Source organism: Pseudomonas sp. MS19 (assembly GCF_013277615.1).
Lineage (GTDB): Bacteria > Pseudomonadota > Gammaproteobacteria > Pseudomonadales > Pseudomonadaceae > Aquipseudomonas > Aquipseudomonas marincola.
In genome coordinates this window covers 121,557-142,651 of the sequence record NZ_VBTO01000004.1, presented here as the reverse complement: position 1 = coordinate 142,651, position 21,095 = coordinate 121,557, and the positions used below count along the sequence as shown (strand labels likewise).

General features: G+C 57.7%; 18 protein-coding genes and 1 pseudogene. 8 read left to right on the top strand and 11 right to left on the bottom strand.

The window, feature by feature from the left end; translation table 11 throughout:
* Positions 1-46: 46 nt before the first annotated feature.
* Positions 47-1,438, bottom strand: coding sequence for a PhoH family protein (locus tag FEZ62_RS01860; protein WP_069901139.1), 1,392 nt, complete (start codon positions 1,436-1,438; stop codon positions 47-49).
* A 357-nt stretch (positions 1,439-1,795) separates the two neighbouring features.
* Entirely contained in the window at positions 1,796-2,749 is a 954-nt protein-coding gene (gene dmeF, locus FEZ62_RS01855; RefSeq protein ID WP_172926633.1) for a CDF family Co(II)/Ni(II) efflux transporter DmeF, read from the bottom strand.
* A gap of 138 nt (positions 2,750-2,887) precedes the next feature.
* Here dmeF and yaaA point away from each other — a divergent pair, with 138 nt between their 5' ends.
* The 4 genes from yaaA (at position 2,888) to FEZ62_RS01835 (ending at position 5,595) form a co-directional block, all read left to right on the top strand.
* Positions 2,888-3,667: a peroxide stress protein YaaA gene (gene yaaA / locus FEZ62_RS01850; protein WP_172926632.1), complete on the top strand. Its 780-nt coding sequence runs from the start codon at positions 2,888-2,890 to the stop codon at positions 3,665-3,667.
* 93 nt (positions 3,668-3,760) lie between these two features.
* The gene (locus FEZ62_RS01845; RefSeq protein WP_172926631.1) at positions 3,761-4,225 is read left to right on the top strand and encodes a multidrug transporter; all 465 of its coding nucleotides are present in this window, start codon (positions 3,761-3,763) and stop codon (positions 4,223-4,225) included.
* Between the two features lie 126 nt (positions 4,226-4,351).
* The gene (locus FEZ62_RS01840) at positions 4,352-5,185 is read left to right on the top strand and encodes an SDR family oxidoreductase (protein ID WP_172926630.1); all 834 of its coding nucleotides are present in this window, start codon (positions 4,352-4,354) and stop codon (positions 5,183-5,185) included.
* On the top strand, positions 5,182-5,595 hold the full coding sequence (locus FEZ62_RS01835; RefSeq protein ID WP_069901129.1) for a hypothetical protein: 414 nt from the start codon (positions 5,182-5,184) through the stop codon (positions 5,593-5,595). Before FEZ62_RS01840 ends, FEZ62_RS01835 begins: the two co-directional genes overlap by 4 nt.
* A gap of 49 nt (positions 5,596-5,644) precedes the next feature.
* Here FEZ62_RS01835 and FEZ62_RS01830 read toward each other — a convergent pair whose 3' ends face one another.
* Positions 5,645-6,550, bottom strand: a complete 906-nt coding sequence (locus FEZ62_RS01830; protein WP_172926629.1) for a DMT family transporter — start codon at positions 6,548-6,550, stop codon at positions 5,645-5,647.
* 238 nt (positions 6,551-6,788) lie between these two features.
* On the opposite strand from FEZ62_RS01830, the gene FEZ62_RS01825 reads away from it, so the two are divergent.
* Positions 6,789-7,679 carry a helix-turn-helix domain-containing protein gene (locus tag FEZ62_RS01825; protein ID WP_172926628.1) on the top strand — a complete coding sequence of 297 codons (891 nt, stop codon included), beginning with the start codon at positions 6,789-6,791 and terminating at the stop codon, positions 7,677-7,679.
* A 258-nt stretch (positions 7,680-7,937) separates the two neighbouring features.
* Positions 7,938-10,163 (top strand): annotated as a pseudogene (locus FEZ62_RS01820) (DEAD/DEAH box helicase); the annotation flags it as partial.
* Between the two features lie 55 nt (positions 10,164-10,218).
* On the opposite strand, the gene FEZ62_RS01815 reads toward FEZ62_RS01820, so the two are convergent.
* A complete protein-coding gene (locus FEZ62_RS01815) occupies positions 10,219-10,692 on the bottom strand; it encodes a phosphate-starvation-inducible PsiE family protein (RefSeq protein ID WP_069901123.1) in 474 nt (157 codons plus the stop codon).
* A gap of 479 nt (positions 10,693-11,171) precedes the next feature.
* On the opposite strand from FEZ62_RS01815, the gene FEZ62_RS01810 reads away from it, so the two are divergent.
* Positions 11,172-11,438, top strand: coding sequence for a YebG family protein (locus FEZ62_RS01810; protein WP_069901121.1), 267 nt, complete (start codon positions 11,172-11,174; stop codon positions 11,436-11,438).
* Between the two features lie 32 nt (positions 11,439-11,470).
* Here the strand turns inward: FEZ62_RS01810 and FEZ62_RS01805 are convergent, their stop codons facing one another.
* Together FEZ62_RS01805 and FEZ62_RS01800 are read right to left on the bottom strand one after the other, a co-directional pair.
* A complete protein-coding gene (locus tag FEZ62_RS01805; protein ID WP_172926627.1) occupies positions 11,471-12,268 on the bottom strand; it encodes a sulfite exporter TauE/SafE family protein in 798 nt (265 codons plus the stop codon).
* A 22-nt stretch (positions 12,269-12,290) separates the two neighbouring features.
* Positions 12,291-13,247: a putative sulfate exporter family transporter gene (locus tag FEZ62_RS01800; RefSeq protein WP_069901117.1), complete on the bottom strand. Its 957-nt coding sequence runs from the start codon at positions 13,245-13,247 to the stop codon at positions 12,291-12,293.
* Positions 13,248-13,584: 337 nt separating this feature from the next.
* Between FEZ62_RS01800 and FEZ62_RS01795 the strand changes: the two genes are divergently transcribed.
* Complete coding sequence (locus tag FEZ62_RS01795) at positions 13,585-14,238, top strand: hypothetical protein (RefSeq protein WP_172926626.1); 654 nt, start codon at positions 13,585-13,587, stop codon at positions 14,236-14,238.
* A 9-nt stretch (positions 14,239-14,247) separates the two neighbouring features.
* On the opposite strand, the gene FEZ62_RS01790 is transcribed toward FEZ62_RS01795, so the two are convergent.
* The 5 genes from FEZ62_RS01790 to FEZ62_RS01770 all read right to left on the bottom strand — a co-directional run bounded on the left by FEZ62_RS01790 (position 14,248) and on the right by FEZ62_RS01770 (position 20,952).
* Positions 14,248-14,547 carry a DUF6506 family protein gene (locus tag FEZ62_RS01790; protein ID WP_069901113.1) on the bottom strand — a complete coding sequence of 100 codons (300 nt, stop codon included), beginning with the start codon at positions 14,545-14,547 and terminating at the stop codon, positions 14,248-14,250.
* A gap of 23 nt (positions 14,548-14,570) precedes the next feature.
* Entirely contained in the window at positions 14,571-15,521 is a 951-nt protein-coding gene (locus FEZ62_RS01785; RefSeq protein WP_172926625.1) for a bifunctional enoyl-CoA hydratase/phosphate acetyltransferase, read from the bottom strand.
* Positions 15,522-15,605: 84 nt separating this feature from the next.
* A complete protein-coding gene (xsc, locus tag FEZ62_RS01780; protein ID WP_172926624.1) occupies positions 15,606-17,366 on the bottom strand; it encodes a sulfoacetaldehyde acetyltransferase in 1,761 nt (586 codons plus the stop codon).
* 499 nt (positions 17,367-17,865) lie between these two features.
* Positions 17,866-19,332 (bottom strand): PLP-dependent aminotransferase family protein, encoded by a 1,467-nt coding sequence (locus tag FEZ62_RS01775; RefSeq protein ID WP_172926623.1) that lies wholly within the window; start codon positions 19,330-19,332, stop codon positions 17,866-17,868.
* Positions 19,333-19,563: 231 nt separating this feature from the next.
* The gene (locus FEZ62_RS01770) at positions 19,564-20,952 is read right to left on the bottom strand and encodes an aminotransferase class III-fold pyridoxal phosphate-dependent enzyme (RefSeq protein WP_172926622.1); all 1,389 of its coding nucleotides are present in this window, start codon (positions 20,950-20,952) and stop codon (positions 19,564-19,566) included.
* Between the last annotated feature and the right edge of the window lie 143 nt (positions 20,953-21,095).

The window sequence follows — 21,095 nt, the reverse complement described above, 5'->3', positions numbered from 1 at the left end:
TGCGTCGGGCTGATGGTTAATGCAGATGAAACAGCGGGGTGCAGCGTTACATATTGCCTTCGGCGTATTCCGCCAACAGCGAACGCGGCACGCCTTGCAAGGTGATGTGCACGCCGTGGGAGAAGTCTTTGAAGCGCTCCGTGAGGTAAGTCAGGCCCGAACTCGGGGCGGACAGATAAGGGGTATCAATCTGCGCCAGGTTACCCAGGCAGATCACCTTGGAACCTGCACCGGCACGGGTGATGATGGTTTTCATCTGGTGCGGGGTGAGGTTCTGGCATTCGTCGATCAGGATCAGGCTTTGCTGGAAGCTGCGCCCGCGAATATAGTTGAGTGATTTGAACTGCAGCGGGACTTTTTGCAGGATGTAGTCGACGCTGCCGTGGGTGTTCTCATCGTCCATGTGCAGGGCTTCGAGGTTGTCGGTGATGGCGCCCAGCCAAGGCTCCATTTTTTCGGCCTCGGTGCCGGGCAGGAAGCCGATTTCCTGATCCAGCCCCTGCACGCTACGGGTGGCGATAATGCGCCGGTAACGCTTGCTGACCATGGTCTGCTCAATTGCCGCCGCCAGCGCCAGGATGGTTTTACCGGAACCGGCTGCACCGGTCAGGTTGACCAGATGAATATCCGGATCAAGCAGTGCGTAAAGCGCCAGCGCCTGATGAATATCACGCGGGCGCAGGCCCCATGCTTCCTGATGCATCAGCGGTTCCTGATGCAGGTCGAGAATCAGCATCTCGCCGTCTTCGACACCCTTGATCCAGCCGACGAAGCCTTGCTCATCAACAATGAACTCATTGATATGCACAAACGGCAAACTGTCGGTGAGTTGCACACGGTGCCAGGTGCGACCATGATCCTGACGCGTCTCAACCTTGCTCACGCCATCCCAGAACGAGCCTTCAACGCTGTGATAACCCTTGGGTAGCAGCGAGATGTCATCAACCAGTTGGTCGGTGTGATAGTCCTCGGATTCAAGGCCGCAGCCGCGAGCCTTGAGGCGCATGTTGATGTCTTTGGTGACCAGCACCACATTGAAGCCGGGCCGACGCGTTTTCAGCTCGACCAGTTGGTTGATGATTTTGTTGTCGTTTAGGTCTTCCGGCAGCCAGGTAACCGGCGTCGCGCTCTTGCTCATGAGAATCGACAGGAAACCGCAGGCGCCACTCTTTTCGCGTTCGATCGGAACGCCGTGTTCTATCTGTTCAGGTGAAGCACTACCGAGAATTTTGTCGATCAAACGAATCGCCTGACGGCACTCGGCCGCCACACCCTGCTTGCCAGTTTTAAGCTTGTCCAACTCCTCCAGAACAGTCATGGGAATTGCAACGTGGTGCTCTTCAAAATTGAGCAGCGCGTTGGGGTCGTGAATCAGCACATTGGTGTCGAGAGCGTAGAGGGTTGGAGCGGTGGGCTTGATGCGTCCGTGGTCATCCATACTCGTTCACCTTCTGGTAGAAGCCAAGCAACGGCGCTGGGTTTGCGCTGCGTTGCACAGGGCCGCCAAACTTCTCAGGGGGCGGCTGAGAAGACTGCAAGCAAGGTGAGGGCCAAAAGTCGCCACCTGTCTGCAGGGTTCGGCGTCACTTTCTTGATACTCCAAAAAACATGACAGTTAAACGACATTTCACTTTTTTTAAGTTTATTTGTCGACTCGACGAATAGCGCTTGGCGATACGTTAAAGCATGGGTAAAGTCGATAGTCCACCCTCTGCAAAAACAGCTCAAAAATCATCATTTTTACGCTGTTCGTTGCGCCAGTTCACAGCTTCTCAATTTCGCCGATCTTCTCCCGTCACGCTTCACAGCGGTTGACCTCCAACGTCACGTGCACCAACTCCCTGATCCCCGCCAACTGAGCCTTGTAGTCGTCGGCTGAAGCCTCGCCATGGGTAACCACACTGATGATGCAGGCGTATTGCGCACGGCCGACCCGCCAAAGGTGCAAATCGCTGATCTGGGTGTCCGGTTGCTGCGCCACAATGGTGCGAATTCGCGCCACAACAGGGCTGTCCATCTCACGATCGAGCAGCACTTTGGCGGTTTCGATCAGCAGCCCCTTGGCCCAGATGGCGATGATCACCGAGCCGATAACGCCCATCAGCGGATCGAGCCAGTTCCAGCCAAACAACAAGCCGCCAGCCAGTGCCGCAATCGCCGCGATGGAGGTCAGTGCATCGGCCAGCACGTGAATAAATGCGGCATGCCGATTGAGGTCACGCCCACGCTCGCCGTGATCGTGATCGTGATCGTGATCGTGATCGTGATGAGCATGGCCGTGGCCGTGCGCATGGTCCTGATCGCGCAGCATCCAGGCCGACAGCAGGTTCACCAAAAGGCCAATCACCGCCACCAGCAAGGCCATGTCGAAGGCAATCTGCTGCGGGTGCCAGAGCCGCAACAGTGACTCAAATGCCAGCATGGCCACCACTACAACCAGCAACACCGCACTGGCAAACCCCGCGAGTACCTCAACCTTGAACGTGCCGAAGGCGAAGCGCGGGTCGTGGGCGTATTTGCGCGCCAGAAAATAAGCCAGCGCCGTCATGCCCAGCGCCACCATGTGCGACGCCATGTGCCATCCGTCGGCCAGCAGCGCCATGGAGTTGAACAGGTAACCCGCGACAATCTCCACCAGCATGGTGATGCCTGTAAGCGCAGCAACACGCCACGCCTGTTGCTCTGCATGGGTTTCCAGCGGGCGGTAGTTATGGTCGGGTTCCCAGCGCGCGTGATCACAGTCGTTCATAGCTGCTCGCTTCGATGGTTGAAGCCGCGAAAAGTCGGTGCTTCGAGACCGATAAGATTAAACCATCGGCGTTATAGGTGGAGCCCAACCCCCGACTCGGCCTAAAATCGCGGCCAAGACAGATTAGGAGCAGATTTTATGTTGTTGGTGATTTCCCCGGCTAAAACCCTCGATTACGAGACGCCTTCGGTAACCGAGCGTTTTACCCTGCCAGAGCACCTCGACCATGCTCAAGACCTGATCACCCAGCTGCGCGACTTCTCGCCCCAGCAGATCGCCGAGTTGATGCACCTTTCCGACAAGCTCGCCGGCCTCAATGCCGCACGCTTTGGCAGCTGGACGCCAAATTTCACTACTGAAAACGCCAAGCAAGCCCTGCTCGCGTTCAAGGGTGATGTTTACACCGGCCTCAATGCCGAAGATTTTGCCGAAGCCGATTTCGACTTCGCACAACAGCACCTGCGTATGCTTTCCGGCCTGTATGGAGTGCTGCGTCCGCTCGACTTGATGCAGCCCTATCGCCTGGAAATGGGCACCAAACTGGCCAATCCGCGCGGCAAGGATCTCTACGCATTCTGGGGCGAGCGCATCAGCGGCTGGTTGAATCAGGCGCTGGCCGAGCAAGGCGATGACGTGTTGCTGAACCTGGCTTCCAATGAGTACTTCGGCGCGGTGAAGCGTAAGGCGCTGAATGCCCGCATCATCAATACCGAATTCCGCGACTTGAAAAATGATCAGTACAAGATCATCAGCTTCTACGCCAAGAAAGCCCGTGGCCTGATGGCGCGCTACGTAATCAAAGAGCGTCTGCGCGACCCGCAAGGCCTCAAGGATTTCAATTATCAGGGCTACGCTTATTCGTCAGAGCGCTCCACGCCGGACAACTTGGTGTTCCTGCGCGATCAGGCGCCCGAGTAAACGTCAGACAATGTTACGGCGCCGCAAAAGCGCCGTTAGTCTCACGCCTTGTGTAGTAGGATAAATACACGCTCTCTCACAAGGCGAAAGACCATGCTTTACGGCTCGATTCTGGTGCTCAGCTGGTTAATCCTGCTGATCCGCTACCCCAGCAAAGCGTTGCCCATTACGTTGATCGCCCTGATCGGCCTGGGCATCGTTGCCGGCGTTGTGGTGTGGCAAGAAAGCCGCGAAAACCGCCACCTGGCCAATCTCGAATTACGCCTCAACTACGATCCTCAGCGCTGCCCTGCCGATCGCCCGCTGGCTATAGACCTGACAAACTCAAGCAGCGCCGTGCTCACCGAACTGCAATGGCAGGTGGCGGCTTATCGCCCAGGCGACAGCGTCGATCTGGCTCAGGGCCTGTACGAAGCGCCGCGCTACAGCGGGCCAGGCGACTTGCAGCCGGGGGCCAGCTGGCAACACTGCATGCCACTGCCGAGCTTGCGCAGTGGGTATCGGCCCAGCAGCCTCGAGTTCAGGGCGCAACGTGTTCAAGGCAGTTTCGTGCAGTAAGGCCGCAAACATCTTCGAACAAGCAGGCAATCAGGGTTTATCCAGCCATTTGCAAACGGTACGCTGGGCACAGGGAAGCTGAACTGGCATATTCAACACCTGCCATAACAATGATAAGGATGCCGCATGACCCAGCCAGTAGCCCTGATAACCGGATGTTCCAGTGGTATTGGTCGTGCTTTGGCGGATGCCTATGGCAACGCCGGCTATAGCGTCTGGGCAACGGCTCGCAAAGCGGCGGATCTGGAGGCTCTCAGCGCAGCCGGATTCAACGCCGTCGAACTGGATGTAAATGACGCCAGCGCCATCGCCCAATTAGCGGCGCGCCTCGAAACGCAGGCGGGCGGCCTCGATGTATTGATCAACAACGCCGGCTACGGCGCCATGGGCCCGCTGCTCGATGGCGGCGCTGAGGCCATGCGCCGGCAATTTGAAACCAACGTATTCTCGCTGATCGAAATCACTCGCGCGTTGTTCCCGCTGTTGCGCCAAAGCAAAGGCTTGGTGATCAATATCGGCAGCGTTTCTGGCGTGTTGGTAACCCCGTTTGCAGGAACCTACTGCGCCTCGAAAGCGGCAGTGCACGCGCTGTCCGACGCCCTGCGCCTTGAGCTTGCGCCCTTCTCGGTTAACGTCATGGAAGTGCAGCCGGGGGCGATTGCTTCAAGCTTCGGCGCCAATGCCAGCCGCGAGGCTGAACAACTGATCAGCGAAGGCTCGCCGTGGTGGCCGCTGCGCGAGGGGATACGTGCCCGCGCTAACGCCTCACAAGACAATCCGACACCGGCCACAGACGTAGCCCGGGATATTCTGGCTGCCAGCCAACGCCCCAATCCGCCACGCCTGCTGCGCCTCGGCAATGGCAGCCGGGCTCTGCCGCTGCTGGCCGCGCTATTACCCAAGAACCTGCTGGAGCATGCTTTGAAGAAACGCTTCGGTCTCAATAGGCAATTATCATGAAGACTTCTATCGAGCGCGTACCCTCGATGATCCACTACGCCGTGGGCGGTGTGATCGCGGCATTCGGCTTCAACCTGATGGCGCGCCTGTTGCTCAAGCTCGGCGGTTTTCCGGCCACTCTGGTGGCGGCGTTCCTGACCGGTTTACTGCTGCTCATCGCGTTTCGCTGGATGCATCGCCGGCCGATGAACTGGAAAGAGCGCCTGCGTTTGGTGCTGTGCTACGCGGGGATTTTAGGCGGCCTGTATATCGGCCTGTTCGCCATGATGATGCTCAAGGAGTCACCGGGCCTTGGCGGTCAGGTGCTGTTTGTCGCGCATTACCTGATTTACCCAATTGCGCTGATTATCTGCATCTCGCCGCACTGGTCACGCCTGTTTCGCCGCAAGAAGACCACACCGGCTAAATAACCATCGACTTGGGCGATCAATTCGCTGATCGCCCAACTGATTAGGCGCCCTACTGCTGTCCGCCAGCGGCTTGCAAGGCAGGCGCTGCTCGCGGTTTGCGGAACACCAGAATATTACCGAGCATGACCAGCACCAGCCCGCATAGCGCCGGCACTGTCCATTGATAGCCCTCGACGAACACCGAAATATTCAACGCGACCACGGGGAACAGCACCGTGCAATACGCGGCGCGTTCAGGGCCCATGCGCCCGACCAATGTCAGGTAGGCGGTAAAGCCGATCACCGAACCGGGAATCGCCAGATACAGCAGTGTGCCGATATAGCGGGTGTTCCACTCGAAAGCGAACGGCGTACCGCTCACCACGCAAATGGCCACTAAAAACAGCGCGCCGTAGAACATGCCCCACGCATTGGTGGTCATCGGTCGCAAGCCAGCTTTCTGCTGCAAACTCGAGAGCATGTTGCCCGCCGAAAAACACAGCGTGCCAATCACAGCCAGGCCAATCCCCAGCAGTGTTTCGCGGCTGGCTTCGTGGCCGGATAGTTCGGGCCAGAACAGCAACGCCAACCCGCTCAAACCCAGCGCACCTCCGAGCAGCACGTTACTGGCAATCTTCTGCTTGAAGAACACCCGCGCATTCAGCGCATTCCACAGCGTGGCGGTGGAGAAAATCACTGACACCAGCCCACTGGGAATCCATTGGCTGGCGGTGTAGAAACACATGAAATTGATGCAGAACAAGCACAAACCCTGTGCAGCGCACACCAGATGGGCGCGGCCATGCATTTTTTGCAGGCGGCGGCTTAACAGCAAAATCGCAAACAACACGGCGGCAGCCAGGCCGAAGCGATAGGCGATGGAGGCAGGGATAGCCACCACGCCAAGTTGCAGCTTCAGGGCGATCCAGGTTGTGCCCCAAATCAGCACAGTCATCAGGTACAGCGAAATATTCATTACCCAGCTCCCATTCAATGCGCCAATTCTGCGCTGAGAGCGGTGGCTGCGCTTGCACAAACTTGCGCACTTGTGAGCAGATCATCGGGCCTTGCAACTAGCACAATCTTGCGCTTTTTAGCCGCTGGGGGCTGGCAGGCGCGCATTGGCGGCGTAGCATAGTGGCGATTGGGCACCCCGAATAAGCGGCCAGCACGTCATTGCCGCCGCCGTTTCGGGCCGCCTCCCAGGAAAGCGTATGCCACCCATAGAACAACTCCACGTATTTCAGAGCATGAACAGCTCACCCAATGCCCGCCTGCATCACACTGCAGAACTGGGTGACGGGCTGTCGGCTGCGATCTGGAGTAACCATCACGACACCCGCAGCTATCTCGCGCCGAGCCATCACACGCTGTCGTGCTATCTGGCCGGTGGCACTGGCACTTTCCGCGCCGAGCGGCCGGACCAAAAAGGCGCGCCGGGCAAGCTTTGCGTGATGCCCGCCGAGCACCAATCGTCCTGGGTAATCAACGGCGAGATTCAACTGGCGCACCTGTACATCAGCCAGGAGCAATTCGCCCTTGCTGCCGTGCGCACGCTCGACCGCGAACCGCGCGAGCTGCAATTGCGTGAATCCACCTTTGTCGATGATCCGGATCAGGCCGAACGCTTTCGCCAACTGACCCAACTCAACTGGGATGAGCCAGCCGAGCGATTGCTCACCAGCAGCCTCGCCCACAGCATGCTCAGCCATGCATTGCTGTCACAAGTCGGCCGCCGTGAAGGCCTGCAATTTCGCGGCGGTCTGGCACCTGCGCACCGCAAGCGTCTGCGCGACTATATCCAGGCCAATCTGGATCAACCGCTGACACTGGGCCATCTGGCGGGATTATGCGCGCTTTCCGAGTACCACTTTGCGCGCATGTTCAACTTGAGCTTTGGTTTACCGCCGCATCGTTATGTGCTCAACCAACGCCTGCAACATGCGCAATTCCTGCTGCGCAGCAGCGCTCTGGAGTTTGCTGAAATAGCCCTCGCGTGTGGTTTTTCCAGTGCCAGTCATTTCAGCAATCGCTTTCGTCAGGCATTCAATGCCACGCCGAGCCAATACCGCCAAAGCGTCGCCGGCAACTCGCTGGCGCGTTAATTACCTGCAAACAACAGGCATCGGCACCGATTGCAGCGATTTCGTCTGCTGATCGCCGCAAGCCTTCCCAGCTGTGTCAAAATCGTCTGCTTTCCTCTTGTTTAAGTGTTGGCATGTCGACAGTGAATGCTGACTAGGGTTAACAGCACGATGAGCCAGAATGCGCCGTCCCTGGATACTGCCGGACTGTTGGAGGAGCGCCTTGAAGGCGTCTCCCCTCGCGCGGTGCTGTCGCTTGGCAGCCACGTGCGCGTGCACTTCGATGCGCGCAAGGCCCGTATGCAGGAACAGACCCAGCACCGTGCTGCGCTGGCATTCGACTATCAGGGCCATCTGGCCTTCGGCAAAGCCCCTAAAGACCTGATCGTAAAACGCCCTGGTGAAATCCCGCTGCGCATAATCCGCAACCCGCAAGCGGAAGCCGCAATGCGCCAACACCTGCTCGACTGCGGTTTGAAAATATCGCTGCGCCAGAGCGAAGCGCTGGGCGACCATCCCGGCGAACACTTCGAGCTGGGCAATGAAGGCGCCTGGCTGACATTCACCAAACAGCATCTGCCCGAACTGCGCGAGGCCGGCTGGCTGATCGAAATGGACGACGACTTCTACTTCAACCTCAGCGAGATTGAAGATTGGTACGCCGACATCGAGCAGGCACCCGAACATGACTGGTTCGATCTGGAGTTGGGCATCGAGGTTGAAGGCCAGCGCATCAGCTTGCTGCCAATTCTGTTGCAGGCAATTCGCAAGAATCCCAACTTGCTCAATGGCGAAGCACTGGCCCTGCGCCGCGACGACGAAATGCTGCTGGTGACCCTGCCCCAGAACAAGCAACGCGTGGCGCTGCCCTTTTCACGGCTAAAGCCTCTGCTGGCGACGCTCGGCGAATTGTTCTTTCGCGAACCGGGCGAAACCAGCCAATCCTTGCGCCTGCCGCGAGCCGACGCGGCGCGCCTGATTGCACTCGAACAAGGCCCGGCAATTCACTGGCAAGGCGGCGAGCAACTGCGCGGCTTTGCCCAGCGCTTGCAGGCCTACAGCGACAAAACCGTAAGCCCGCCCGAAGGCTTGCAGGCGCAACTACGGCCCTATCAAGTGCATGGCTTGGCCTGGATGCAGGCGCTTGCCGAATTAGAGGTAGGCGGCGTACTGGCCGATGACATGGGTCTGGGCAAGACCGTGCAGACGCTAGCGCATATCCTCTGTGAAAAGCAGGCCGGGCGTTTGCAGCAGCCCGCGCTGATCATCATGCCGACCAGCCTGATTCCCAACTGGCAGGACGAAGCCGAACGCTTCACTCCGCAACTGAAAGTGCTGGCCTTGCATGGCATCAAGCGGCGCAATCAGTTCAAGCACATCGGCGAGTACGACATTATTCTGAGCACCTATGCCCTGCTCCCGCGCGACCTCAAAATGCTCGGAGCACACAGTTATCATCTGGTGATTCTGGATGAAGCGCAGAACATCAAGAACCCGCGCAGCAAAGCCGCTCAAGCCGCCTCCCAACTGAAAACCGCACGCCGTCTGTGCCTGACCGGCACGCCGCTGGAAAATCACCTTGGCGAGCTTTGGTCGCTGTTCAACTTTCTGATGCCAGGCTGGCTGGGCGACAGCAAAAGCTTCAATCACGACTACCGCACGCCGATTGAAAAGAACGCCAACAGCCAGCGTTTGGCGCATTTACATGGACGCATCAAACCGTTCGTGCTGCGCCGCAAGAAAGAACAAGTCGCCACCGAGTTGCCCGCAAAAACCGAAATCACCCAATGGGTCGACCTGACGCCGACTCAGCGCGATCGCTACGAAACCCTGCGTCTGGTGATGGATAAAAAGGTCCGCGACGAGATCGCCCGACTGGGTCTGGCGCGCAGCCAGATAGTCATTCTCGAAGCGCTGCTGCGCTTGCGTCAGGCCTGTTGCGATCTGCGTTTGCTGGGCGATGAGTCCAGCACGTTGAAAGCCTCGGACTCAGGCAAACTGACGTCATTGCTGAACATGCTTGAGGAGCTGACGCAGGAAGGTCGCCGCGTGCTGCTGTTCTCGCAATTCACCTCAATGCTCGACCTGATCGCCTCTGAGCTGAAAGAGCGCGGCATCAGCTACGGCAAACTGACCGGCGCCACCCAAGACCGGCGCTCGCCGGTGCATGACTTTCAGGCTGGTGAGTTCTCGGTGTTTCTGATCAGCCTCAAGGCCGGTGGCGTTGGCCTCAACCTGACGGCCGCCGATACCGTTATCCACTTCGATCCGTGGTGGAATCCGGCAGCCGAAGCACAAGCCAGCGACCGCGCCTACCGGATCGGCCAAGAAAAGCCGGTGTTCGTCTACAAGATGATCAGCCGCGGCACCGTCGAAGAGAAAATCCAGTTGTTGCAGCACACCAAGGCCAATCTGGCCCGTGGCGTACTTGAAGGCGGCAGCCTGGAGCAGTGGCAGATCAGCGAAGAGGATCTGGCGGCATTGTTCGCCCCACTCGACAAATAAGCGCTGTTGGCCGCTGGCAGCACTCGGCAACTGAGTGCTGCTAAACAGCCGATGATTAATGGCTCTCGGCTTTATCCTTGACCACATCACCAGTGGCGTCGATCGGCTTGCTTGACGGGTAGCGGTAAGACGCATAGCGCACAGCAAGCACTGACAAGGCCAGCAGGAATATGCCACCGCAGGCATAAACCAAACCCACGTCCGGCGCCTTGTGATGCGATACATCACCAATCAGATAACGCGTCAGCGCGGTGATCGCCACGTACAGCAGAAAGCGGATTGGCAAGTGATTGGTCTTGAAGTAAATCCCGACCATCGCCCCCAGTTCCAGGTAGATAAACAGCAGCAGCACGCCATCGACACTGGCGTGGCCTTTTTCGAGCATCTCCATAAAGGCAATGATCGACGCCCACGCCGTGACGCCGCCGATGGCAAACAGCCCAATGTAGTGGAACCCTTCGACCAGCAGATTACCGATCGAGTTTGCGCCTTTGTGCATTTGCTGCCTGGTGTTATCCACCCATTTCATAGCCACTTCCTTAACGTTGAACCGACCCGCGCGCAGGCCAAAATACAGCTCAGCACACCCGCATTTTCGGGGCGAACCGGCGACCCCGGGGCGCGAAAATACTACTGAATTAATGCGCGCATAATGCCGTGAAAGCATTACATTTACTACGCAGCGCGGCCCCTGACGACTTAATATTTAGCCGCTTTGAGCAAGACCATCCGGGCAATTCGTGCTTCACTGAAATGCCAGTAATCGGCAGCCACACTTAACATTTCGCTCTGACATCAAGTTTGGCCCGATTCGCACCGATAAGTAATCAGCGCTCACGGTTTTGTGCAGCACAGCATGATTGCTGCTGTTCAAAACTGCTGGAATTCTTTAAGCTACAAATACTGTATATATAAACAGCTAAAGAGCCTGCAAAACACACCGCGCCAGCCGCGCGCTTTTGCAGAGCTCCTGAATGTAATTAATCAGCGTGAAGGTAGAGGTGATGAATGGCCGTCGAAGTGGTGTACCGCAGCAGTCGAGATCTGGAGCGTTTATTCATGGATAAAGCAGAAGCTGACCGTCATGACAAAATGCTTGAACTGGCAGAGCTGCTGACAGACGTGCTGCAAAAGGCCGTTCCGACCCTGAATGAACAGCAGGGCGAAGAACTGGGCATTTTCATGGCCAAGAATCGCGACATTTTCGCCAAAGCCTTCAAGAACCAACCGGATGCCCTCAACGATCTGGACAAGGAACCGCAAGCCGCCGAGTAAGCTTCACCACGCTGATTACCTCGTGGTTGCAGTCATGCGCCATGGGGTAGCGTGATCGGTTTTGCGGCCATTGCCAGCACCTGCCCAAGTGACTCGACGATAAGGCTGGCACCCGCCAACACCAGCAAAGCAAACACCAGCCAGCGAACCGTGCGCAGTGACAGGCGCGGCGGGTAGCGCCGCATCAGTACACTTACCAGCAGCACCAGCGGTAGCGCCTCAAGGCTCAGCCAGATCACTTGCATGTGCAACTGCCCTTGGGCAATCACCAAGCCCAGACGCGTTGCCGAGTTGGCCGCAAACACGGTGATCAGCGTGTTGCGGATGACTTCATAAGCCAGTGGCTGGCGATAGAGGTGATACACCAGCGGCGGCCCGCCACTCGAGAACAGGCCGTTAAGCAGCCCGCATAGAGCGCCCGAAACCCAGAAAGCGGGTTGTCCGGAAAGACGTTCACGGGGCTTGCTCTGCACCACCAACAGCAAACTGGCGATGATAATTACGCAGCCCAGCAAGAGCCGCAGCCAGGCCATTTGCGCCTCATCCAGCGCACCCAAGCCCCACATCCCCACACTCACACCCAACAAACTGCTCAGCAGGACCGGCATCAGGACGCTGCGATCAAGTGCAGGTTTAGGCCCGCCCAACGTCGCCAGCGCATTGGCAACGGTGAGAAAACTGATGACCACGGCCACATCGGCGAGTGAAATAATATTGAGGGTGGCAACCATCCCCAGCAGGATCAAGCCGAAGGCAAACCCTGTGAGGTTCTGTGCCAGCGTGGCAAGTAACACACAGCCCAGAAACATCAGGTGCACTTGCACACTCATGGCTTTACGCCCACGTTCAACCTCACCCCATCCAATGAACAGCCAACAGTATCAGAGTCGCCAGAAACACGGTTTCACTGACCAGCAACGTAGCTGGGCGCCAGCCTACCTCAAGCAACGACTTCAACGATGTTTTCATGCCCAGCGCAGCAATCGCAGTGACCAGGCACCAGCTTGAAACACTCACAGCGAACTCACGGATGGCCGGTGTAGCCACGCCACTGCTGTTGATGGCTACAAAGATCACGAAAAAGATAATGAATAACGGCAGCGGTAAAGCCGCTCTTGGGCCATCGCTGCGTTTGCGCAACATCAGCGAGAGGCTGAACACAATCGGCACCAGCATGGCCACACGCAGCAGCTTGACCACCGTTGCGGTATCGCCCGTTTCATCCGACATGCTGTAGCCAGCCCCGACGACTTGCGCAACATCGTGAATCGTCGCGCCAAGGAACACCCCGGCCTGCCGTGCATCCAGTCCGAGCCATTGTGCGATGGGCGGATAAATGATCATGGCGATGGTGCTCAGCGCCGTCACGCTGATCACCGTGAAGATGATGTTGCGCTCGCTGTTTTTGTCCTGCGGCAACACCGCCGAAATCGCCAGCGCAGCGGAAGCCCCGCAAATGCCCACGCTGCCGCCACTCAAAATACCGAAGTCACGCGACTGGCCGAGCATACGGGCCAATACCACGCCAAAGGTCATGGTCAAAAACACCCCACCGACTACCACTGCCAGCAAGGTGCCGCCCAGCGACATGATCTGCTCCAGGGTTATGCGCATCCCCAACAGCGCAACGCCAATGCGCAAGATCGTGCTGGAGGTGAAACGGATTCCGGCAACAGCGCGGCCCTCCTCCGAAAGAAACCCCAGCGCCATGCCCAACAGCAACGCCATGAGCATCACAGGTGCACCGTAGTGTTCGGAGAGGAACGAGGCACTGACACCGACTACTGCCGAAATAATCAGGCCGGGCATAACCACTTTGCACTTCTGTACCCGCCGTACCAGCCACGAATCGGTATTGCTGGGTTGCGACTCTGCCGGGACCGCAACCGGTGGAATCGTGTGGTGTTGTTTTATTGTCATGGTTGGCACCTACACCTTTGTTTCATCACGTGCCACCGATGCTAGTGAAACCCGGGCCGACTCATTAGGGCCACTGAGCCGCCTTGTTAGGGGCCAACCCGACTGGCCCCATAGCCCCTCGCAGCTGGCGCTAAGTGATTCCGTACAAGCCGCATATCCTGTGCGTTGGCGAGTTTCACACTGGCCCCACTAAAGCACGCGGAGCGGTTCACAGCAGGAGGGAAAAATGGCCCTGAGCAACCTTGAGTTGACGCGCATGAGCGAGTGCCTGCGCAACCATTGGCAACGCGCCAATCCGCGCTTCGCAACCGGCAACGATCCGCGTAGCAGTGACAACATGCTGCTGTTGCTGCTTTATGGAAGCCTGCATAAAGCAGCAGGTTATGGCTGGCAAAATGCCGGACGCACCCTCATCGACAAAACCTACTTGCGAATCCTCGCGCAGTGCACGCAACTGGATATGCAGGGCTTAAGCGCCGATGAACTTGCCGCTCGGCTCGATGGTTTTATTCGCCGGGAAATCGCCCCACGCTGGGCAACGCTGAGCCAAAGCGCTGCCGAGAAAGGACCTGAACTGGCGCAGCAGCTACTTGTGAGCGCCAGTGATGCCTTGTTTGATGGCAGCGATGAGTGCCGTGCGAGCGGCCAGATTCTCTTCTATCTGTGCCCGAGACTGCCGATACTGCCCAATCACCCGCAACCTGTGGCACAGGCCGACCAATTGCGCGAGCTGCCGATATTCGCACGCCCACAATGTTTTGCCGGTGATACGCAACAGCAAGTGCTTATTCGTCAGTTGATAGAAAGCAGTGACTGGTGGCCGCGGCGGGTATTAAGCGCCTGGCATGTGCATGCACAAACAGCCCCAATGCCCGCCTGAGTTCTGCGATTAAGCGCCGGGCTGCAGCAGTCGCGCACGGTCCTCAGCGCTGTACTGAACTGCGCCCAGCGGAATTCTGCCGTCCAACGCCTGACGGATCTGCTCGGTTTCCGCCTCGCTGAATGCGCCGCACAACTCGATCAATTGCACGTGATGCGTCAGCAGTTCGAGCGCTACCATCACAGCCTGCTCAACATCGGCCACCCCACACAGGGTCGCCGAGAAAGCGTCCGACTCAAGCTTGCCGTTATGGGTCATGAAATCCATACCCGGGGCCTTGAAAATGAATGCGTAACGTTGCACTGCCATAGCAACTCTCCGTTGAAGTGTGACTAAACCGCCAGCGCCCGCTCAGGCGTTTGCGCACAGTAATCAATAAAAATGGATGACAACGCACACGAGGCAAGTCGTGCCTCCAGAGGATCAGCGCGCGATGTCAGAATAATCGGCACCTTGGCGCCCAGCACCAGGCCTGCGGCCGTAGCGCTCATGAAATAAACCATCTGCTTGAACAGAAAGTTACCTGATTCAAGATTTGGCACCAGCAGAATATCGGCGTTGCCACAGACTTGCCCGGCAATGCCCTTGATCTTCGCGGCCTCGGCCGATATTGCATTATCAAAGCCCAACGGGCCCTCAATCCGCGCGCCGCTGATCGCGCCAATAGCCGCCAACTTGGTCAACTCGGCGGCATCCTGACTCGACGGCATGCTGCTGCTCACCTCTTCGGTTCCGGAGAGGATTGCCATCCGCGGCGACTCATACCCCAGCGCATGCATCAGCTGGATTGCATTGCGGGCGATGTGCACCTTGTCGATGATCGAAGGCTGCACGTTAATCACCGCATCGGTAATCGACAGAGCCTTGTCACTGCCCGGTAAAGTCATGTGGAAAACATGACTGAGACGGCTGGCGGTGCGCAGTCCGGCATCGCGTTTAAGCACCGCGCGTAACAAAGTGTCGGTGTGCAGATGACCTTTCATCAACGCACTCGCTTCACCTTTGCCGGCCAGTGCGCAACTAATCGCGGCACTCTCGGCCTCATCCGCCGCGGCCATCAGCCGTATGCCATTAAGGTCCCAATCGAGTTGCTCGGCCAACCCACGCATCTGTTGGATATCGCCCACCAGAACCGGATCGATCAAGCCCTCATCAAAGGCTTGCTTGGCGCTGCCCAACGTCAGCAGATTGACCGGGTTGACCACCGCTGTTACCACCTGGGGCAAAGCCTTGGCCCGATTGAGCAAAAAAGCCGGGCACTCGCGTGCTGTCGTGCTCAACATCATTCACCTCCCATTTGCTCGCTGGCGATACTGCAACGGCGCCCAAAGGCGCCGCTGCAGGGTGCTTGTACAGGCCGCCAGGGCTTATACGTAATCCTTGTATTTCTCAAGGAAACGCACCGGTTTGGACAACGCATCACGGCGGAACGGGTCACCGAGTTCGCGGGTACACATGATTTCAATAACCGTGGTTTTGCCTGCCTTCTGTGCCTCACAAGCAGCCTTCAACGCCGGCCCGATATCTTCCAGACGGTCAACAGTGACACCCTCTGCGCCCATCGAACGGGCGATGCCGGCAAAGCTCTGGTTCTCCAGATCGCCAGCAACAAAACGACGGTTGTAGAAGTCGACCTGGTTCTTCTTCTCGGCGCCCCACTGGCGGTTATGGAAGACGATAGAAGTCACCGGAATGTTCTCGCGAACACAGGTCATGATTTCCATCATCGACATGCCCCACGCGCCGTCACCGGCGTAGGAAATAGCGGTACGATGCGGTGCGGCAACCTTGGCGCCGATGATGGTTGGCAGCGCGTAACCACAGTTACCAAAGCTCATGGCAGCAAAGAACGAACGTGGCTGCTCAAAGCGCAGGTAGCTGTTGGATACCGAGTTGATGTTGCCGATATCGGTCGAGACCATGGCATCCGCCGGCATGGCTTTTTCCAGCTCACGCAGGACCTGACGCGGGTGCAGATAGTTGCCGTCTTCGCCGTTCTGCTCGTTGATCATGTCGAGCGAATATTCATCCTTCTCGTGAACCCAGGCAGTCAGTTCGGCTTCCCAGTTCGCCTTCTCCATGGCGATTTCTTCTGCGCGTGCGCCCTTGTTCTCAAGGCACAGTACTTCCAGATTCTGCAGACGACCCAGCAGGTTTACCGCAGCAGCCTTGGCATCCCCGCAGATCCCTACCGAGATCTTCTTGACCAGACCGAGCATCTTCGGATCGCAATCGATCTGAATCACCTTGGCCTGCTTCGGCCAGTAATCCATGCCGTGCTGCGGCAGCGTACCGAATGGTCCAAGGCGTGTGCCCAGAGCCAGTACCACGTCCGCACGGGACAGCAACTTCATGCCGGCTTTCGAGCCTTGATAGCCCAGCGGGCCGCACCACAGTTGATGGCTGGCCGGGAATGAGTCGTTGTGCAGGTAGCTGTTCACTACCGGCGCGCCCAGGTATTCGGCCAGCGCCTTGCACTCTTCAACGGCGTCGCCCATGACCACACCGCCACCGGAAATGATCACCGGATTTTTCGCCGATGCGAGCAGCGCAGCCGCTTCTGCGAGGCTGTTTTCACCGCCGGCGCTGCGCTCAATGCGAATTGGCGTTGGGATATCAACGTTAATGTCGCCGTAGAAGAAGTCGCGCGGAATGTTCAGCTGGGTCGGGCCGTTTTCCTGCATGGCGCGGTCAAAGCAGCGCGCTGTCAGTTCAGCCATGCGCGCCGGGTTGGCAACGTGGCCTTGGTACTTGGTGATGGTTTCAAAGAACGGCAGCTGTTGAGCTTCCTGAAAACCGCCAAGCCCCTGGCTCATTGAACCGGTTTCCGGAGTGATGACCACAACCGGGCTGTGCGCCCAGTAGGCGGCGGCAATGGCCGTGACAAAGTTGGTGATACCCGGGCCGTTCTGGGCGATACACACACCGTGGCGACCACTCACTCGCGAATAACCGTCGGCCATGTGACCGGCGCCTTGCTCGTGCACAACCGGGATAAAACGGATGCCGGCTGGGGCAAAAATATCCATTGCGTCCATGAAGGCCGAACCCATGATGCCGAAAATATCGGTTACGCCATTGGCGACCATGGTTTCAACTAAAGCCTCGCTAGGTGTCATGCGTGCCATATCGACTTTCCTCTCAGAACTTAGGTGTACGACGGCCAAGCCGCCGGTTGATCCGGGCTTAGCCGCAGAGCGGCATCGGCGCACAGGGATAGCCGAGAGCCTCGGCAGGTTCAGGGCAGCCACGCTGCCCTGCTTGAATATTCAGGTGCTCCAACACCGAATCCGAAACGGCAGCTGGACCACTAACTGGCACCACGGAGGCACCTTGGGCGGTGTGACTGGACGCAGTCGAACAGACTTTCTGCATGTCGATCTCTCCCGTTGTTTTTGTGATGGAGCACCGGCAACCCAGTAAGAACCTGCGCTGTCGAGCCTATGCAGTTCCAACTGGACTGGACCTAGAGTAGGAGCCTGAGAGACGCAGCCGATAGAACCAGTTGCGGGCCAGTTGTTGCGCCAGTGGCCGTACGACTTTTTAACGCGCGCAGGAAATCGCACCGCAGGCATTTGCCTGCGGTGTCGGCAAGATGGCCCACTCCTATGGGCCCGGAAGAGTGCTTTAGCTCAGTTGCTCAATCAGCTCGGCGAGGATTTTGATACCCGGTCGGATTCGCTCAGCGGCAATCGAGGAATAGCCAAGTCGGAAATAATTCAGCGGCGGGCGTTCGCCATAGAAATGAATATCGCCTGGCTCAATTAACACACCCTGTTTGGCAGCCTGTTTCTGCAACTCGCGGGCGTCCAATCCATCAGGGCCTTTGACCCAATAGCAGGAGCCACCAAAGCTCGGCTCGCGCGACGAATCCGGCAAATACTCACGCAATGCATCGCCCATTTGCTGATGACGATCCTGATAGGCGCGCATCAGGCTCATGATCAACGCATCGTGATAACCACGCTCAAGGAACAACGCCACCGAACGCTGATTGTTTGCCGCTGGGTGGCGAACCATCAGCCGGCGCAACGCACGCGCCTGACGAATAAGCGGCTCCGGGCCCACCAGATAACCGACGCGCAAGCCTGGCGCGAGGGTCTTTGAAAGGCTGCCGACATACAAAACCCGATCGTTCTTATCCAGACTCTTGAGCGCCGGAATCGGATTGGCCTTGAAGTTGGTTTCGCTTTCGTAATCATCCTCGATGATTAAAAAGTCATGCTCGTTGGCCCGGCGCAACAACTCATAACGCCGGTCCAGCGGCATGGTCACAGTGCTCGGGCATTGATGGCTGGGCGTGGTGTAAACCAGGTCGCAATCATTGAGCTGATCACTGAGTACCAAACCCTGCGCATCCACAGCCAGTGGCTGCAGCCGCGACGGGTTGAGCATGGCGATATTGCGAATATCCATGTAGCCAGGATCTTCGACGCCCATCAGGCTATCGGGGCGCAACAATAAACGCGCCAGCATATACAACGCGTGCTGCGCGCCGACAGTGACCAGAATTTGTTCGGGTGAGGCCCAAACGCCACGACGCGGCAGTAAGCGCGTGCGAATTTGCTCCATCAGCAGCGGATCATCGTCATCAAAACGGTCCGATGCCCAATCACGAATCGCCGGAATACTTACGGCATCGCGACAGCACTCCCGCCAGTTCGCAGTCGGGAACAGCACCGGGTCAAACTGCCCGTAGATAAATGGATACTGGTACTTCTGCCAGTCACGCGGCTTGCTCATGTTGCGCTGTTCGGTCGGTTTTACCACCAGCCGCGTGGACCAGTCTGGCGCACCATCAAATGTCGACTCGACCGGCACCCTCGCCGGCTCGACTTTGCGCGCCAGAATATCCGGGTTGACGTAATAACCGCTGCGCTCACGGGCGACCAGATAACCGTCATCAAGCAAGTGCTCGTACGCCAGCACCACAGTATTGCGAGCGATATTCAACTGCTTGGCGAGTTTACGGCTGGAAGGCAGGGGGCTATCGAGCGGAATATTGCCGTTAAGAATGACCTGGGCAATTTGTTCACGTAACTGCTGCTGCAAGCCGGTCGGCTTGTCTGCGGACAAATGAAATAGATGAAACATATCGCGGCCTCAGCTGTAAGAACTGCACATGCTGGAACCCACATCGTCAGCCCAGCAACTCCACTTTGCCCATGCACCACGGTGCGATGACTGCGCCGCAGACTAGCACCAACCGCCACTCAAGACTATTGGTCAGCCACCTCGGCATCAGCCGCATTTATGGACAAAACGCCAAAGCCGGGAGACCCGTTCACACAGGTCATCCCGGCTGATTAAACGCCTTTACTGAAGTTAAGCGCCGCCGCCCACTCGGGCCAGGGCGTTGTCCACGGCGATGATGATCTGATCCAGTTCAGCCTGGGTGGCAATCAGCGCCGGGCTGAAGCACAAGGTGTTATTGAACTGCTCAAAGCTGCGATTGGTACGCCCGATAATGACGCCTTGGCGCATGCAATCTGCGGCGACGGCAATGGCCACGCTCTCTGCCACCGGCTCTTTGGTCTGCCGGTCCTTGACCAGTTCCAAGCCACAGAACAGCCCCTTGCCACGCACATCACCAATCAGCGGGTGTTTGTCTTGCAGCTCACGCAAACGGGCCATGAAGTACTCACCCATTTGCGTGACATTCTCCAGCAAGCCCTCCTCTTCGATAATCTGCATATTGGCCAGCGCCGCTGCCGGGCCTGCAGTGCAGCCGCCGAAGGTGCTGATATCACGGAAGTAGCCCATGCGGTCGTCGGCTTCACCCTTAAACGACTCGAAAACCTCTTCGGTGGTCACGGTGCAAGAGATCGCTGCATAGCCACTGGCAACCCCTTTGGCCATGGTGACGATATCCGGCTTGATGCCGTAGTGCTGATAACCGAACCACTTACCGGTGCGTCCGAGGCCGCACACCACCTCATCAATGTGCAGAAGAATGTCGTATTTCTTGCAAATGGCCTGAATGGTTTCCCAGTAGCCGGCCGGCGGTGTGATCACCCCGCCACCCGCCGTAATGGGCTCAAGCACCACCGCGCCAACGGTGTCCGGGCCCTCGGCCAGGATCACTTTTTCCATTTCCAGTGCCGCGCGTACGCCGTAGTCCGAGACATCACCGAACTGTGAGCGGTATTCGCAGCAATGCGGGAACTCGACGAACCCTGGAGTGAACGGGCCGTACTGGCTCTTGCGCTCAAACTGACCGGTCGAGCTCAGTGCAGTGATGGTGGTGCCGTGATAATCACGTTCACGGAAGAGAATCTTGTGCTTCTTGCCGCCGTACTTCTTATGGGCAATCTGGCGAACAATTTTGTAGGCCTTCTCGTTGGCCTCAGAGCCTGAGTTCGAGTAATACACGCGGCTCATGCCGGGCATTTTCTCGATCAGTTTTTTGGCGAACAATGCGCCTGGAATGTTTCCGGCCGAGCCTGCAAAGTAATTGAGCTTAACCAGTTGATCGCGCACCGCATCGGCAATCTTTTCACGGCCATAGCCAACGTTGACAGTCCACACGCCGCCCGACACCGCATCCAGGTATTCATTGCCCTTGATGTCCCACACGCGCATGCCTTTGCCTTCCACAATGATCATCGGATCATTCTGTTCAAGCGGCTTGTGTTGGGTAATGTGGTGCCATACGTGACTGCGGTCACTGGCCAGCACTTCAGCTGCATCAATTTCATTCGTCATGGTGTTCATGCCAACCTCCAGCGTGGGACTTTGTAATTGTCGGCGGCCGGGGGTGGAGATTCATGCGGCCGCGGTTATCCAGCGTCAGGCTGCGTTCTGTAAATGCAGGCTCAGCCTCTGGTAATGAAACTAGGAGCATGGCGCCAGCGCAC